The organism is Tamilnaduibacter salinus, assembly GCF_003096655.1.
Lineage (GTDB): Bacteria > Pseudomonadota > Gammaproteobacteria > Pseudomonadales > Oleiphilaceae > Tamilnaduibacter > Tamilnaduibacter salinus.
The window spans coordinates 138838-152453 of sequence record NZ_QEKQ01000008.1; the positions used below are offsets into that span (position 1 = coordinate 138838).

Below are 13616 nucleotides of genomic sequence, written 5' to 3' on the forward strand. Positions count from 1 at the left end.
CATGACCATGATGACCCGAAGTCTTGTTGTGCTTTGTGCCTGGCTGTTCGGTATGGCCGGTATGGTGCACGCGGACGAGAAAGCGCAGTTGCAGCAGTATGTTGAGGACAGCTCTCAGGAACTCATTCAGAAGCTGGACGAGAACCGCGACCTGTACAAGGAGGACCCGGAGGCCTTCTACGCCAGCATGGAAGAGGCGCTTTCCGGTTTTGTCGATTTCCGCCGCATTGCCGCCCGCGTGATGGGTCGATACGCCCGTCAGGCCAGCCCGGAGCAGCGCGATCAGTTCGTGCGGGCGTTCAAGCGCAGTCTTTTCGATGCCTACGCTCGGGCATTGGTGGAGTCCGGCCAGTTCTCGATCACGGTGACCGAGGTGGATATGAAGCCGGACTTTGCGGATCGGGCCTCTGTCCTGACTGAAATCGAAACCGATTCCGGTAACCGTTACCCCGTCGCCTATTCCATGCACCGTGACGACAACGGCACCTGGAAAATGGAAAACGTCATCGTCGAGGGCGTGAACATCGGCCTGGCCTTCCGCGACCGGTTCGCTCAGGAAATGGAGGCCAAGCGCGGCAATGTGCAGGCCGTGATTGATGGTTGGAATGAGACCGTCAAGGATCTGAGTCTCGAAAACGAAGTGGAAGAGTCATGACCGGTCACGCGCCCAGCCTGACGGTGGATCGTGACGGCCGCTTTTTGCTGGCCGGGCGGGTTGGGGCGTCCGATGTCGTGCGTCTTCGCGAGGAGGGCGAGCGAGCCATTGCCGGGGTGACTGGTGATGACTGCCGTCTCGATCTTTCCGGTCTGGACAACGCCAGCAGTATTATCGTCTCTCTCCTTTTGCGCTGGCAGCAGTCGGCGGCTCGTCAGGGGGTGTCGCTGCGCTGTCTGGGCGCCAGCGACGATCTCTGTGCGATGGCCCGGATGGGCGGGGTGGCGCACACCATTCCCGGCCTGGTTGAGGGGCGGGGGCTTTGACGCCATGGGCTTTGCCTATCCATCCCACCCGCAAGTTCGATACAATCCGGGTTTTCCATATTCAGAGTTTGAGGTAAGCGATGCAGCCTGAAGCGGTGGCAGAGCGAGTCCGTCAGGAATTGCCGGATTGCGAGATTCATGTTGAAAACGAAGGCAACCACTATCTGGTGGTCGCCGTCGGCGAGCGGTTCAAAGGAATGACGCCGGTCAAGAAGCAGCAGCTGATTTACGGTGCCCTGAATGATGAGCTGGCCGATGGCACCATTCACGCGCTGACCATCCGGGCGTTTACCCCGGAGCAGTGGGCCGAGCGTCAATAATACAGGACCGACACCGTGGATAAACTACTGATTCGGGGTCGAAACCCCCTGGACGGCGAGATAAGGATTTCAGGGGCGAAGAACTCGGCCCTGCCCATCCTGGCCGCGACGCTGCTGGCGGATGAGCCGGTCACGGTCGGCAACCTGCCGCATCTCAACGACATCACCACGATGATCGAGCTGCTTGGGCGCATGGGCGTGGAGGTGATGGTCGACGAGAAGATGAGCGTCGAGATCCATGCCAACGCGATTCAGGAGTTCCACGCGCCTTACGAACTGGTCAAGACCATGCGCGCGTCCATCCTGGTGCTGGGCCCGCTGCTGGCACACTTCGGCCATGCGGAAGTCTCTCTGCCTGGTGGCTGCGCCATCGGCACCCGACCAGTCAACCTGCACACGCGCGGTCTGGAGCAGATGGGGGCGGAAATCCGCGTTGAGAATGGCTACATCAAGGCGACTCGTCGCGGCCGGCTCAAAGGCGCTCACATCTTCCTCGACACGGTGACGGTTACTGGCACGGAAAACCTCATGATGGCGGCCACCCTCGCCGAAGGGAAAACCATCATCGAGAACGCCGCGCGAGAACCGGAAGTGGTGGACCTGGCGGAATGCCTGATCGCCATGGGCGCTGACATCCGGGGTCAGGGTACTGCCACGATTGAAATCCATGGTGTCGAGCGTCTGCATGGGTGCCACTACCGTGTGTTGCCGGACCGGGTCGAAACCGGGACGTATCTCGTCGCGGCGGCGGCCACAGGCGGTCGGGTGCGGCTGAAGGATACCCGGGAAGACATCCTTGAGTCTGTTCTGCTCAAGCTGGATGAGGCGGGCGCGGACATCAGCACCGGCGACGACTGGATATCTCTGGACATGAAGGGCAACCGCCCGAAAGCGGTCAACATCAAGACGGCGCCGTACCCGGCCTTCCCGACGGACATGCAGGCGCAGTTCGCCGCCATGAACAGCGTGGCGGAAGGGACTGGCTCGATTACCGAGACCGTGTTCGAGAACCGGTTCATGCACATTCAGGAACTGATCCGGATGGGCGCGAACATCTCCCTCGAAGGCAACACGGCCATTATCACCGGTGTGGATGCGCTGACCGCCGCCCCCGTCATGGCGACAGACCTGCGGGCCTCCGCCAGCCTCGTGATCGCGGGCCTGGTGGCGGAGGGAGAAACCCAGGTGGATCGGATCTACCACATCGATCGTGGCTATGAGTGCATCGAGGAAAAGCTGCAGTTGCTGGGAGCCAGCATTCGCCGGCTGCCGGCCTGACGGGAAGAGATTATGAGTGAGAGCATCACCATCGCCCTGTCCAAGGGCCGGATTCTGGAAGAGACTCTGCCGCTGCTGGCAGAGGCCGGCATTGAGCCGGTGGATGACATCGAAAAGACCCGCAAGCTGGTCTTTCCAACCACGGACGAGCGGGTACGGCTGCTGATCATCCGTGCGACGGATGTGCCGACCTATGTGCAGTACGGCGGCGCGGACCTCGGTGTGACCGGCAAAGACGTGCTCATGGAGCATGGTGGCGCCGGGCTCTATGAACCGCTCGACCTCAATATCGCCCGTTGCAAGCTGATGACGGCCGGCCCGAAAGAAGGTGGCGCGCCGCAGGGCCGTCTACGCGTGGCCACAAAATTTGTGGATCTCGCCCGCCAGCACTACGCCTCCCAGGGTCGTCAGGCGGACATTATCAAACTGTATGGTGCGATGGAGCTTGCTCCGATTCTGGGTCTCGCCGATGAAATCGTCGACATAGTGGACACGGGCAACACGTTGCGGGCAAATGGCCTGGAGCCCCGCGAGCTGATCAGCTATATCAGCACGCGCCTGATTGCCAACCGGGCGTCGATGAAGATGAAACATCGCGATATTCACCCCATTATTGAGAAGATGGGCGCGGCTGTTGCCGCCAGCGCCTGATGTTGTCACACCCTGTTTCGTATTTGAGGTGTTACCCATGACGGATGTGTCCATACAGCGCATGACAGCGGGTGCCGATGGCTTTGACGCCGCACTCCGCAAACTCCTAGCCTGGGACGACAGTGTCGATCATCAGGTCGGGGAATCGGTGCGTCACATCCTCCATGACGTGCGGACCCGGGGCGATGCCGCCGTTCTTGAGCTTACCGAACGGTTCGACGAGGTATCGGCGAGTCAGCTCAGTGACCTCGAGATTCCCCGCGAGCGCCTGGAACAGGCACTGGCGAACCTGCCTGAGGAGGAGCGCTGGGCGCTGGAGCAGGCGGGGGAGCGCATTCGTCGCTACCACGATAAACAGCAATCCGAGTCCTGGCAGTACCAGGAGTCGGACGGGACGGTGCTGGGCCAGCAGGTTCGTCCACTCGACCGCGCCGGTCTCTACGTGCCGGGCGGAAAGGCGGCCTATCCGTCGTCCGTCATGATGAATGCCATGCCGGCCCGTGTGGCGGGAGTGGGAGAGATCATCATGGTGGTGCCCACACCCAAAGGCGTGGTCAATGAGCTGGTGCTGGCGGCCGCGGCCGTGGGCGGTGTTGACCGGGTATTCACCATTGGCGGTGCCCAGGCCGTTGCCGCGCTGGCCTACGGCACTGAGACGGTGCCGCCAGTGGACAAGATCGTGGGGCCAGGCAATATCTTCGTCGCCACAGCCAAGCGTGAGGTCTTTGGAACGGTCGGGATCGATATGATCGCCGGACCATCGGAAATCCTTGTCATTGCAGACGGACGGACCGATCCGGACTGGATCGCGATGGATCTGTTCTCGCAGGCCGAACACGATGAGCAGGCGCAGTCCATTCTGATCAGTCCCGATGCAGACTATCTGGATCGTGTCGAAGAGAGCATTCGCAGGCTGTTGCCGACGATGGAGCGGGCCGACATCATTGCGACATCACTCCGGGACCGTGGTGCCTTTATCAAAGTGGCGGATCTGGACGAAGCGGCCGATGTCGCCAACCGCATTGCGCCAGAGCACCTTGAGCTATCCGTGGCCGATCCGGAGTCGATGCTGCCTGCCATCCGGCACGCTGGCGCGATTTTCATGGGCCGGTACACGGCCGAAGCGCTGGGTGATTACTGCGCCGGGCCGAATCACGTGCTGCCCACCGGGAGCACGGCCCGCTTCTCATCACCGCTGGGCGTCTATGATTTCCAGAAACGCTCCTCAATCATCGGGTTTTCCGGGGAAGGTGCCAGTCGTACAGGTCGCATTGCCTCGGTGCTGGCGCGGGGTGAAGGGCTGACTGCGCATGCCCGGTCGGCGGAGTATCGGATTCGGAACGACGAACAGGAAGACAGCGAATGAGCCGTTACTGGAGCCCGTTTGTTCACAACCTGGTGCCGTACGTGCCGGGCGAGCAACCGAAAATGCCGGATCTGGTGAAGCTGAACACCAACGAAAACCCCTATGGGCCGTCACCGCGTGTGAACGAGGCGATTGCCGGTCAACTGGGCGACGGTTTGCGCCTGTACCCGGACCCCTCCAGCGACGCGCTGAAGGGGACCATCGCCCGTTACCATGGTGTCCGCAGTAATCACGTTTTTGTCGGCAACGGCTCGGATGAGGTGCTTGCACATATCTTTCAGGGGCTGTTCGGGCATGGTAAGCCGTTGCTGTTCCCGGACGTGACCTACAGCTTTTATCCGGTGTACTGCGGCCTTTATGGTATTGAGCCCAAGCCGGTACCGCTGGATGACGATTTCCGGATTCACCCCGACATGTTCCAGGGGGAATGCAGCGGCATTATTTTTCCGAATCCCAACGCCCCCACGGGGCGTCTGTTGCCGCTGAGTGACATCGAAACGATCCTCAAGGCCCACCCTGATGTCGTGGTGGTCGTGGATGAAGCTTATGTCGACTTTGGCGGCGAGACCGCCATTGGTCTTGTCGATCAGTACTCCAACCTGCTGGTGACCCAGACGCTGTCCAAATCACGGTCGCTGGCGGGTTTACGGGTCGGCTTTGCCGTGGGTCATCCCGACCTGATTGAGGCGCTGGAACGAATCAAGAACAGCTTCAACTCCTACCCGATCGACCGGCTGGCCCTGGCCGGCGCCATCGCCGCCTATGAAGACGAGGAGCACTTTCAGAGCACCCGCAAGGCCGTCATGGCCGAGCGTAGCCGGGTGACTGAGGGGCTTGAGGCTCTTGGCTTCCGTGTGCTGCCGTCAAGTGCCAACTTCGTTTTCACGGAACACCCCGACCACGAAGGCGCCGACATTGCCGGGCATCTGCGGGAACATGGCATCATCGTGCGCCATTTCAACAAACCGCGCATCGGCAACTTCCTGCGCATCACCATTGGCAACCCGGAGCAGAACGGTCGGTTGCTGGCGACGCTGGGGGATATTCTCAAGCGGTTTGATCGGGAGTATCGCTAGGCGGTTCGGGGAAAGAGGTTGATTGTTTTTTGGCCACGGAAAGGCACGGAAGAACACGGAAAAGAACGGTTTTAAAGTTTGAACGTTGGGCTGACGCAGGAAGCCCAACAGTGTCAATCGAGCATACCGATGTTGCCTGGTGGCAGTCACGAAGCTTTGTTGGGCTTCCTGCGTCAGCCCAACCTACGGCTTCCAGAGTCTTTTCGTTTCCGCCCGAAGGGCGCTTCCGTGCTTTCCGTGTCTTTCCGTGGCAAACCTCCCCGACTACACCGGATTATCAATATCGATATACCGGTGCTCGATCCCAAACGTCTCGGCTAATCGCTCACCCAGGGCCTGCACGCCGTAGCGCTCCGTGGCGTGGTGGCCGGCGGCGAAGTAGTGAATGCCGCACTCACGGGCGGTGTGTGTTGTTGGCTCTGAGATCTCGCCACTGACATACGCATCGGCTCCGGCGGCCAGGGCCTCGTCGATGAAGCCCTGAGCGGCGCCGGTGCACCAGGCAATCGTCCTGATCCGGTCGGGACCGGTGCCAACGTGAAGTGGTGCCCGGCCGAGCCGTTGCGACAAGTGTGCCGACAGCGCCTCTGGCGTCATTGGCTCAGACAGCTCGCCAATCCAGACCAGGCCACCGGGCGCCAGTGGCCGAGCGCGCTGAAATGAGAGAATGTCAGCGAGCTGACGGTTGTTGCCCAGTGTTTCATGGGCGTCCAGCGGCAGGTGATAGGCCAGCAGGTTCACGTCATGAGTCAAGAGCGTCCTGAGCCGGCGCTGTTTCATGCCCCGGATGCGCTGGTCTTCGCCTTTCCAGAAGTAACCGTGGTGGACCAGGACGAGATCGGCATTGTCCTCGATTGCTGCGTCGAGAAACGCCTGGCAGGCCGTCACGCCGGACACGATCCGACGCACATCCGCCTTGCCTTCCGATTGCAAGCCGTTCGGGTTGTAGTCCTTGAAGGCGTCCGGCTGAAGCCACTCTTCTGTCTGGCGAATGATGTCATCGCGGTGGGCCATGGGTTACTGCCTCGGCGGTGTCTGCTCAGTGTCCTCGGGTTCATTGTCCAGGCCGTAGTCTTCGGCGAGCGTGCCCTTTTCCTCCGGATCGGCTTTCGGAGCGTAATCGCGGGGCGGTTCCGGGTCGTCCGCACTCCGCCCGAGCCGGGCCTGTGCGTTGCTCTCCAGGGCGAATTCGTCGGTCCAGTCCTCGTCATGGCACAGGCGGCTGGCGCCGCGTGCCATGTGCCGGTTGATGTCACGGTAGGCGTCATTGAATCGGCGCAGCATATGAGCCGACTCGACGAAATGCTCGTTCACCTGGGCCTGGTACCGCGTGTACTCGCTGCGCAGCTCGTCAATCTGTTGCTCCAGCCGGCGTTGCTGGAGGCCACCGGCGGAGCCTGAGCGGCCGATGAAGTAGCCGGCGACCAGGCCGGCAATGAGGATGCCGATGGCAATCGCGACGATCATGATGGTGCTCATAATACCCCTGGAGTTGATCTGGTTGCGGGCGTGGTCGGCGACCACTGGAGTCCCTGAGTATACAAAGTCAGAGGCGCTTCGCACACGGGGGCTTGATGGGGTGGCGCCCCGACAAAGGTGTAAGGACCGAATCACTGGCCGCGCCAGTCCTGTAATGTGGTCAAACACCGGCGATTGGGAGACAATAGCGGTTTTTTCGTCCACATGGTCTGGCAAGGAGCAATCACGCAGTCATGACGCCCTGGGAACGCTACCAGAACGATCTGGCCCGGTCCGGTTTTGAGCCGGACAAGGCACAGGAAGACGCGGTCAAGCGCCTGCAATCCCTGCACGATGCCCTCATTGCGGCTGAAGAACAACGCCAGCGTCCATTGGCGCGATTCCGGCGGGCCTTGCGCAAAGGGCGGGAGACTCCGGTCCAGGGGCTGTACTTCTGGGGCGGCGTGGGTCGCGGGAAGACGTACCTGATGGACAATTTCTATGAGAGTCTGCCGTTTGACCGCAAAATGCGTGTGCATTTCCATCGCTTCATGCAGCGGGTCCACAATGAGTTGAAGAATCTGCAGAACACCAGTGATCCTCTCGACGTCGTTGCGCGCCGGTTTGCCGACGAAGCGACGGTAATCTGCTTTGACGAGTTCTTCGTCTCGGACATCGGCGACGCCATGATTCTCGCAACGCTGCTGGATGGGCTGTTCCAGCGGGGCGTGACCCTGGTCTGCACCTCCAACATCGTGCCGGACGGGTTGTACGAAAATGGTCTTCAGCGTGCCCGCTTCCTTCCGGCGATTGACCTGTTGAACCAACACACGGATGTGGTGAATGTGGACGGTGGCGTGGACTACCGGCTGCGGACCCTTGAGCAGGCCAAGCTGTTCTATCACCCGCTTGATGACGGAGCGGACGCGAGCCTGCGGGAGAGTTTTGACCGGCTTGCCGTCGAAGCGGCCTGCCACGACCTGGACCTGGACATTAACGGCCGCCCCATCAAGGCCCGGGCGCACGCGGACGACGTGGTCTGGTTCGAGTTCCGGGAACTGTGTGACGGGCCCCGGAGTCAGAATGACTACATCGAACTTGCGCGGGAGTTCCACGCCATCCTCGTCAGTAATGTGCCGGTGTTCCACGCCGATTCGGACGATCTCGCGCGGCGATTCATCAACATGGTGGACGAATTCTACGACCGTAACGTCAAGGTGATCCTGTCGGCAGAGGCGCCGATCACCGAGCTCTACAGCGGCGGGCGGCTGGGTTTCGAGTTCGAGCGGACCGAATCGCGGCTGCTGGAGATGCAGAGCCATGAATACCTCGAGGCGCCGCATCGGGCTTAAAAATCGTTTTATAACCACGGAAAGACAAAAAAGAAGGTTTTAAGGTCTTAAAGTCTGAATGTTTTAAGGCGGATAAGCCTCTGGGGCGCAATCCCTCCCAACTTTAAAACCTTCAGACTTTAAAACGTTCAGCCCTCTTTTTTCTGTGACACAACGTAGGAGAGAACCAATGACCAACCACGTGGTAATTCTCAGCGGCGCCCGTACGCCAATGGGTGGGTTTCAGGGCAGTCTGTCGCCCGTGGGTGCCACCGATCTGGGCGCGATCAGTATCCGGGAATCGGTTCGGCGTGCCTCGCTCCAGCCGACGGATGTGCAGGAAGTCATCATGGGCAACGTACTGCCCGCGGGGCTGAAGCAGGGGCCGGCCCGCCAGGCGATGCGCGGCGCGGGGCTGCCAGACAGCACTGGCGCGACGACCATCAACAAGCTGTGCGGCTCCGGTATGAAGGCCGCCATGTTCGCCCATGACCTGATCAAGGCGGGGACCAATGACATCATGGTGGCCGGCGGGATGGAGAGCATGTCTAACGCCCCCTACATCCTGACGGACGCCCGCAAGGGCTACCGGATGGGGCCGGGGGCGGCCCCTCAGGACCACATGTTCCTTGATGGCCTTGAGGACGCGGAAACCGGCCGCCTGATGGGCGCGTTCGCCCAGGACATGGCGGACGAGAAGGGGTACTCGCGCGAGGCGATGGACGAGTACGCCATCCGTTCACTGGAGCGGGCAAAGGCGGCGATCGAGCAGGGCACATTGGCCGATGAGATCGTGCCGGTGATCGTCAGCACCCGGAAGGGAGAGACCGTTGTCGAGAATGACGAGCAGCCGATGACCGCCGATCTCGACAAGATTCCGCAGATGCGTCCGGCGTTCAAAAAGGACGGCACGGTAACGGCGGCCAACGCCTCTTCGATTTCCGATGGCGCTTCCGCGCTGGTGCTGTCGAGCGAAGCCGAGGCGGAGCGCCGCGGTTTGACACCCATGGCACGGATCGTCGCCCATGCGACGCATTCCCGGCATCCCTCCGAGTTCACCTGCGCGCCGGTCGATGCGATTCGTAATGTCCTGGAAAAGGCGGGCTGGTCGACGGACGAGGTGGATCTGTATGAGATCAACGAAGCATTTGCGATGGTGGCCATGATGCCCATCCGAGAGCTCTCGCTGGACCCTGAGAAGGTGAATGTCCACGGCGGCGCCTGCGCGCAGGGGCATCCGGTCGGCTCCACCGGCTCTCGTCTGATCGTTACGTTGATGCACGCGCTCCGCCGCCAGGGAATGAGCAAGGGGGTGGCCGCGCTGTGCATCGGAGGCGGTGAAGCAACGGCGGTTGCGATTGAGGTGTCGGAGTCTGCGCGATAGACAGTCGCGCTGCCGCGACCGTCCCACTGGGGTCCCTCTTGAGCGCTCATTATCGTTAGATGGAACCACTATGCGCCTCATATCACCGTCAAAATGGCCTCGCATTGGGACGATCTCGCCGGGCACGATTTCTACCGGGCAGACTCATAGGCAAGACACTCACTGGCCCCAGTCCCGTTTTGTGGCTATATTGAGGCCAACTGTGGGAGATTCCCACCGCAGCGGGGTGGCTCTGGAGGCCACCCAAAATCATACTTTTGACTGATCAAAGCTGGTTCGTGGCTTCGCTATAGTGCTGGGATAACAACGTCTTGGTTTTGACAGTCACTCTCACACGGGGCCTGGCGTGATCGCCGGTCCCGGAGACTTTCAGCAGCGACATAGAACAACAACGGAGTAGCCTTCCAATGACAAGAAAAACTCACCAGCGGCATCTGTGGGCCAAACTACCCCTCGCGGCGGCCGTCGCCGCCACGATGTCGACGCCGACAGCCGCTTACCAGTTCTACATGGGGGACGTCGAAGCCTCGTTTGATACCACGCTGACGGCCGGGGCGGGCTGGCGGGTGGAGGACCCGGACAAACGCCTGATCGCTCGGGGCAACCTGTCCACGGCCGATGCGGCTCAGGGGAAGGGGGCGTCAACAACCAACTATGATGACGGCAACCTGAACTTTGAGAAGGGCAAGACCTACAGCAAGATCGTCAAAGGCACGAGCGATCTGTTTCTGAACTACCGGGTGAACAGTGACTATCTCACCCGTGTGGGCGGTTTCGCTCGTGGGCGTTACTACTACGATTTCGAGCTCAAGGACGAACACCGCCATCGGGACGTGAATGGTAACGTCCGTCCGCTCAACACTGAGGCGAAGAAGAATGCCTCTGGTGCCGAATTTCTGGATGCCTACGTCTTCTCTGACTGGTATTTCGGGAACGTGCCAGTCAGCATCCGTTACGGCAAGCAGGTTGTGAGCTGGGGTGAAAGTACTTTCATCCAGGGTGGCGTCAATATCATCAACCCTGTGGATGTGAATGCCATCCGGGCACCGGGTGCCCAGCTTAAGGACGCTTTGCTGCCGGTTGAAATGCTTTATACCTCTGCCGGTATCACCCAGAACGTCTCTGTGGAGGCTTTCGTCCAGACCGATTGGGAAAAGGTCGAGCCGGATGACTGTGGCACGTTCTTTTCAACCAATGACTTTGCGCCCGATGGCTGCGGTCCGGTCTTTGAAGCTGGGCAGGTGTCGGAGTTTCAGGCCCGACAGGCGGGTGCGGTGATCGACCGCGCGGCTGATCGCAAGCCTGATGATAAGGACCAGTTCGGTGCGGCTGTTCGTTGGTATGTGCCGGCGCTGAACGACTCCGAACTTGGCCTCTACTACATCAAGTACAACAGCCGCCTCCCCTATGTGAGCGGTATTGTTAGCAGCGGCATCGGTTCGTCAACGCTTCCGGATTACTTCATCGAGTACCCGGAGAATATTGACCTGTATGGCCTCAGTATCAATACAACAGCTCCTGGCGGCTGGTCTGTCGGCGCGGAATACAGTTTTCGACCGAATATGCCGCTGCAGTGGAACGCATTCGAGCTGCTCGCCGGCGGGGCGCAACTCCGTCTTCCCAATGGGCAGCCTGTTAGCTTGCTGGAACGTCAGCGCCTTTCCGAGGCTGGCGGTGCAAATCTTTCGGATCAACCCGTAAAAGGGTACGACCGATTCAAGGTATCCCAGGCTCAGATGACGCTGGTCAATTTCTTTGATCAGATCATGGGTGCGAGTCGCATGACGTTCATCGGGGAGGTCGGCGCGACGTATGTTCACGATCTGCCAGGCTATGATGAAGCGCGCTACGGTCGTCCTGGGACATTTGGGATTGGGACGATCCCGTTTGAGACAGGTGCCGGCACAGCCGATGCGTGTCCGGGCTCCAATCTCAACCCGGAGTACTGCAACAACGAAGGCTTCACGACCGACTTTTCCTGGGGCTACGTCATGCGGGCAAGTTGGGAGTACAACGGCGTGTACGCCGGCGTGAACCTGGAGCCTCAGATTGCCTTTGCGCACGATGTGCAGGGTTATGCGCCGGCCCCGGGGGGTAACTTTATCGAAGGCAGCAAATCCGTTGGACTGTCATTGAGCGGGACCTATCAGAACCGCTACGAGGCGTCGATCGGCTATACGAATTATTTCGGCGGTAAGCCGTACAACGACCTGACCGATCGTGACAATGTAACGGCGAGCGTGTCTGTCTCCTTCTGACAGAGCCTGAATTCATTTAATGGGGTATGTGTCAATGAAACTGAACAAAAAGCTGCTGACAGGCGGGATCCTGGCAGTGTCCCTGGCGGCTGGACCGGCTCTGGGCGCGGTGTCTCAGGAAGAGGCGGCAAAACTGGGTGATTCCCTGACCCCGATTGGCGCGACAAAAGCCGGTAACGGGGGTGCGATTCCGGCCTGGGATGGCGGTCTTCAGGAAGCCCCCAGCGGGTATGACGGGGACGGGATCTACGTGAATCCGTACCCGGACGACCAAGAGAAGTTCCGCATCGACCAGTCCAATGTGGACCAGTACGCGGATAAGCTCTCGCCGGGACAGGTGAAGATGATCAATCAGTACGATGATTTCTTCATCCCGGTCTACCCGACACGGCGTTCGGCGGCCTATCCGCAGAAGATCTACGACGCCAGCGTTGAGAATGCAACGGAAACCTCGCTGATCCCCAGCGGTAACGGGATGGAAGATTACACCACCGGTGTGCCGTTCCCGATTCCGCAGAATGGTCTCGAGGTCATCTGGAACCACATCACCCGCTACCGGGGTGGTTCTGTGGCCCGGAACGTGGGGCAGGTGACGCCGACGGCCGATGGGGACTTCAGTGTGGTCAAGTTCCAGGACGAGTTGACCTGGCGGACGGCTCTGGAAGACTTCGATCCGGATCAGGATCCGAACGTCCTGTTCTACTTCAAGCAGGCCATCACCGCGCCGGCTCGTCTGGCGGGGAACGTCCTGCTGGTCCACGAGACCATCAACCAGGTCAAGGAGCCGCGTCGGGCATGGGTCTACAATGCGGGCCAGCGGCGGGTGCGTCGCGCGCCTCAGGTCGCGTATGACGGGCCGGGTACGGCTGCCGATGGCATGCGGACCTCGGATAACTTCGACATGTTTAACGGGGCACCGGATCGTTACAACTGGGAGCTGGTCGGCAAGAAGGAAATGTACATCCCGTACAACTCCTACAAGCTGGTTGACCGTGATCTGAGCTACGATCAGATCATCAATGCCGGTCACATCAACCAGGAGTACACGCGGTATGAGCTGCACCGGGTCTGGCATGTTCGTGCCACACTCAAGGACGGCTCGCGTCACATCTACGCCAAGCGTGACTTCTATATCGATGAAGACACCTGGCAGGCGGCGGTCATCGACCACTATGATGGCCGTGGCGAGCTCTGGCGAGTGGCGGAAGCCCACGCCATGCAGTTCTATGATGTGGACGTGCCCTGGTACGCCATTGAAACCTTGTACGACACACTGTCCGGTCGTTACCTGGTCCTGGGGCTGACCAACGAAGAAACGAACCCCTACAGCTTCGGCACGAGCCGTCGCTCACGCGAATACACGCCTGCGGCTCTGCGCCGGGCGGGCACGCGCTAACCGACCGGCTGTTTTACCAGCACGACATGGGCCTCCTTCGGGAGGCCCTTTTTTTGTACGGTCGGACAGCCCTGACCATCGCATCGGCCTGATGGGGTGTGTTTGCATCGCGAATGT

At 60.4% G+C, this 13616-nt stretch carries 13 protein-coding genes; 11 read left to right on the top strand and 2 right to left on the bottom strand.

Annotation, left to right across the window (positions count from 1 at the left end; genetic code table 11):
• Position 1: 1 nt before the first annotated feature.
• The 7 genes from C8D92_RS12750 to hisC all read left to right on the top strand — a co-directional run bounded on the left by C8D92_RS12750 (position 2) and on the right by hisC (position 5672).
• Entirely contained in the window at positions 2-655 is a 654-nt protein-coding gene (locus C8D92_RS12750; RefSeq protein ID WP_116919564.1) for an MlaC/ttg2D family ABC transporter substrate-binding protein, read from the top strand.
• The gene (locus C8D92_RS12755; RefSeq protein WP_095611600.1) at positions 652-981 is read left to right on the top strand and encodes an STAS domain-containing protein; all 330 of its coding nucleotides are present in this window, start codon (positions 652-654) and stop codon (positions 979-981) included. The genes C8D92_RS12750 and C8D92_RS12755 overlap by 4 nt, the downstream gene beginning before the upstream one ends.
• Positions 982-1061: 80 nt before the next feature.
• A complete protein-coding gene (locus C8D92_RS12760) occupies positions 1062-1301 on the top strand; it encodes a BolA family protein (RefSeq protein WP_095611599.1) in 240 nt (79 codons plus the stop codon).
• 15 nt (positions 1302-1316) lie between these two features.
• Complete coding sequence (gene murA / locus C8D92_RS12765) at positions 1317-2579, top strand: UDP-N-acetylglucosamine 1-carboxyvinyltransferase (RefSeq protein ID WP_095611598.1); 1263 nt, start codon at positions 1317-1319, stop codon at positions 2577-2579.
• A gap of 12 nt (positions 2580-2591) precedes the next feature.
• Positions 2592-3230: an ATP phosphoribosyltransferase gene (gene hisG, locus C8D92_RS12770; protein ID WP_095611597.1), complete on the top strand. Its 639-nt coding sequence runs from the start codon at positions 2592-2594 to the stop codon at positions 3228-3230.
• Between the two features lie 37 nt (positions 3231-3267).
• Positions 3268-4596 (top strand): histidinol dehydrogenase, encoded by a 1329-nt coding sequence (gene hisD, locus C8D92_RS12775; RefSeq protein WP_095611596.1) that lies wholly within the window; start codon positions 3268-3270, stop codon positions 4594-4596.
• Positions 4593-5672: a histidinol-phosphate transaminase gene (gene hisC / locus C8D92_RS12780; RefSeq protein WP_095611595.1), complete on the top strand. Its 1080-nt coding sequence runs from the start codon at positions 4593-4595 to the stop codon at positions 5670-5672. The genes hisD and hisC overlap by 4 nt, the downstream gene beginning before the upstream one ends.
• Before the next feature lie 264 nt (positions 5673-5936).
• Here the strand turns inward: hisC and C8D92_RS12785 are convergent, their stop codons facing one another.
• A complete protein-coding gene (locus tag C8D92_RS12785; protein WP_116919565.1) occupies positions 5937-6686 on the bottom strand; it encodes a Nif3-like dinuclear metal center hexameric protein in 750 nt (249 codons plus the stop codon).
• Positions 6687-6689: 3 nt separating this feature from the next.
• A complete protein-coding gene (locus C8D92_RS12790; RefSeq protein ID WP_116919617.1) occupies positions 6690-7151 on the bottom strand; it encodes a Z-ring associated ZapG family protein in 462 nt (153 codons plus the stop codon).
• A gap of 233 nt (positions 7152-7384) precedes the next feature.
• Here C8D92_RS12790 and zapE point away from each other — a divergent pair, with 233 nt between their 5' ends.
• The 4 genes from zapE (at position 7385) to C8D92_RS12810 (ending at position 13499) form a co-directional block, all read left to right on the top strand.
• On the top strand, positions 7385-8482 hold the full coding sequence (zapE, locus tag C8D92_RS12795; protein WP_116919566.1) for a cell division protein ZapE: 1098 nt from the start codon (positions 7385-7387) through the stop codon (positions 8480-8482).
• Positions 8483-8651: 169 nt separating this feature from the next.
• Complete coding sequence (locus C8D92_RS12800) at positions 8652-9845, top strand: thiolase family protein (protein ID WP_116919567.1); 1194 nt, start codon at positions 8652-8654, stop codon at positions 9843-9845.
• Positions 9846-10252: 407 nt separating this feature from the next.
• Positions 10253-12103: a DUF1302 domain-containing protein gene (locus C8D92_RS12805; protein ID WP_116919568.1), complete on the top strand. Its 1851-nt coding sequence runs from the start codon at positions 10253-10255 to the stop codon at positions 12101-12103.
• 34 nt (positions 12104-12137) lie between these two features.
• Positions 12138-13499, top strand: coding sequence for a DUF1329 domain-containing protein (locus C8D92_RS12810; protein ID WP_116919569.1), 1362 nt, complete (start codon positions 12138-12140; stop codon positions 13497-13499).
• The last annotated feature ends 117 nt before the right edge of the window (positions 13500-13616 follow it).

Excerpts from the sequence above, each read along its gene's own strand:
- C8D92_RS12785 (WP_116919565.1), bottom strand. The coding sequence starts at position 6,686 with ATGGCCCACCGCGATGACATCATTCGCCAGACAGAAGAGTGGCTTCAG.
- C8D92_RS12755 (WP_095611600.1), top strand. The coding sequence starts at position 652 with ATGACCGGTCACGCGCCCAGCCTGACGGTGGATCGTGACGGCCGCTTT.
- hisG (WP_095611597.1), top strand. The coding sequence starts at position 2,592 with ATGAGTGAGAGCATCACCATCGCCCTGTCCAAGGGCCGGATTCTGGAA.
- hisD (WP_095611596.1), top strand. The coding sequence starts at position 3,268 with ATGACGGATGTGTCCATACAGCGCATGACAGCGGGTGCCGATGGCTTT.
- C8D92_RS12790 (WP_116919617.1), bottom strand. The coding sequence starts at position 7,151 with ATGAGCACCATCATGATCGTCGCGATTGCCATCGGCATCCTCATTGCC.
- C8D92_RS12750 (WP_116919564.1), top strand. The coding sequence starts at position 2 with ATGACCATGATGACCCGAAGTCTTGTTGTGCTTTGTGCCTGGCTGTTC.
- C8D92_RS12810 (WP_116919569.1), top strand. The coding sequence starts at position 12,138 with ATGAAACTGAACAAAAAGCTGCTGACAGGCGGGATCCTGGCAGTGTCC.
- C8D92_RS12800 (WP_116919567.1), top strand. The coding sequence starts at position 8,652 with ATGACCAACCACGTGGTAATTCTCAGCGGCGCCCGTACGCCAATGGGT.
- C8D92_RS12760 (WP_095611599.1), top strand. The coding sequence starts at position 1,062 with ATGCAGCCTGAAGCGGTGGCAGAGCGAGTCCGTCAGGAATTGCCGGAT.
- zapE (WP_116919566.1), top strand. The coding sequence starts at position 7,385 with ATGACGCCCTGGGAACGCTACCAGAACGATCTGGCCCGGTCCGGTTTT.
- hisC (WP_095611595.1), top strand. The coding sequence starts at position 4,593 with ATGAGCCGTTACTGGAGCCCGTTTGTTCACAACCTGGTGCCGTACGTG.
- C8D92_RS12805 (WP_116919568.1), top strand. The coding sequence starts at position 10,253 with ATGACAAGAAAAACTCACCAGCGGCATCTGTGGGCCAAACTACCCCTC.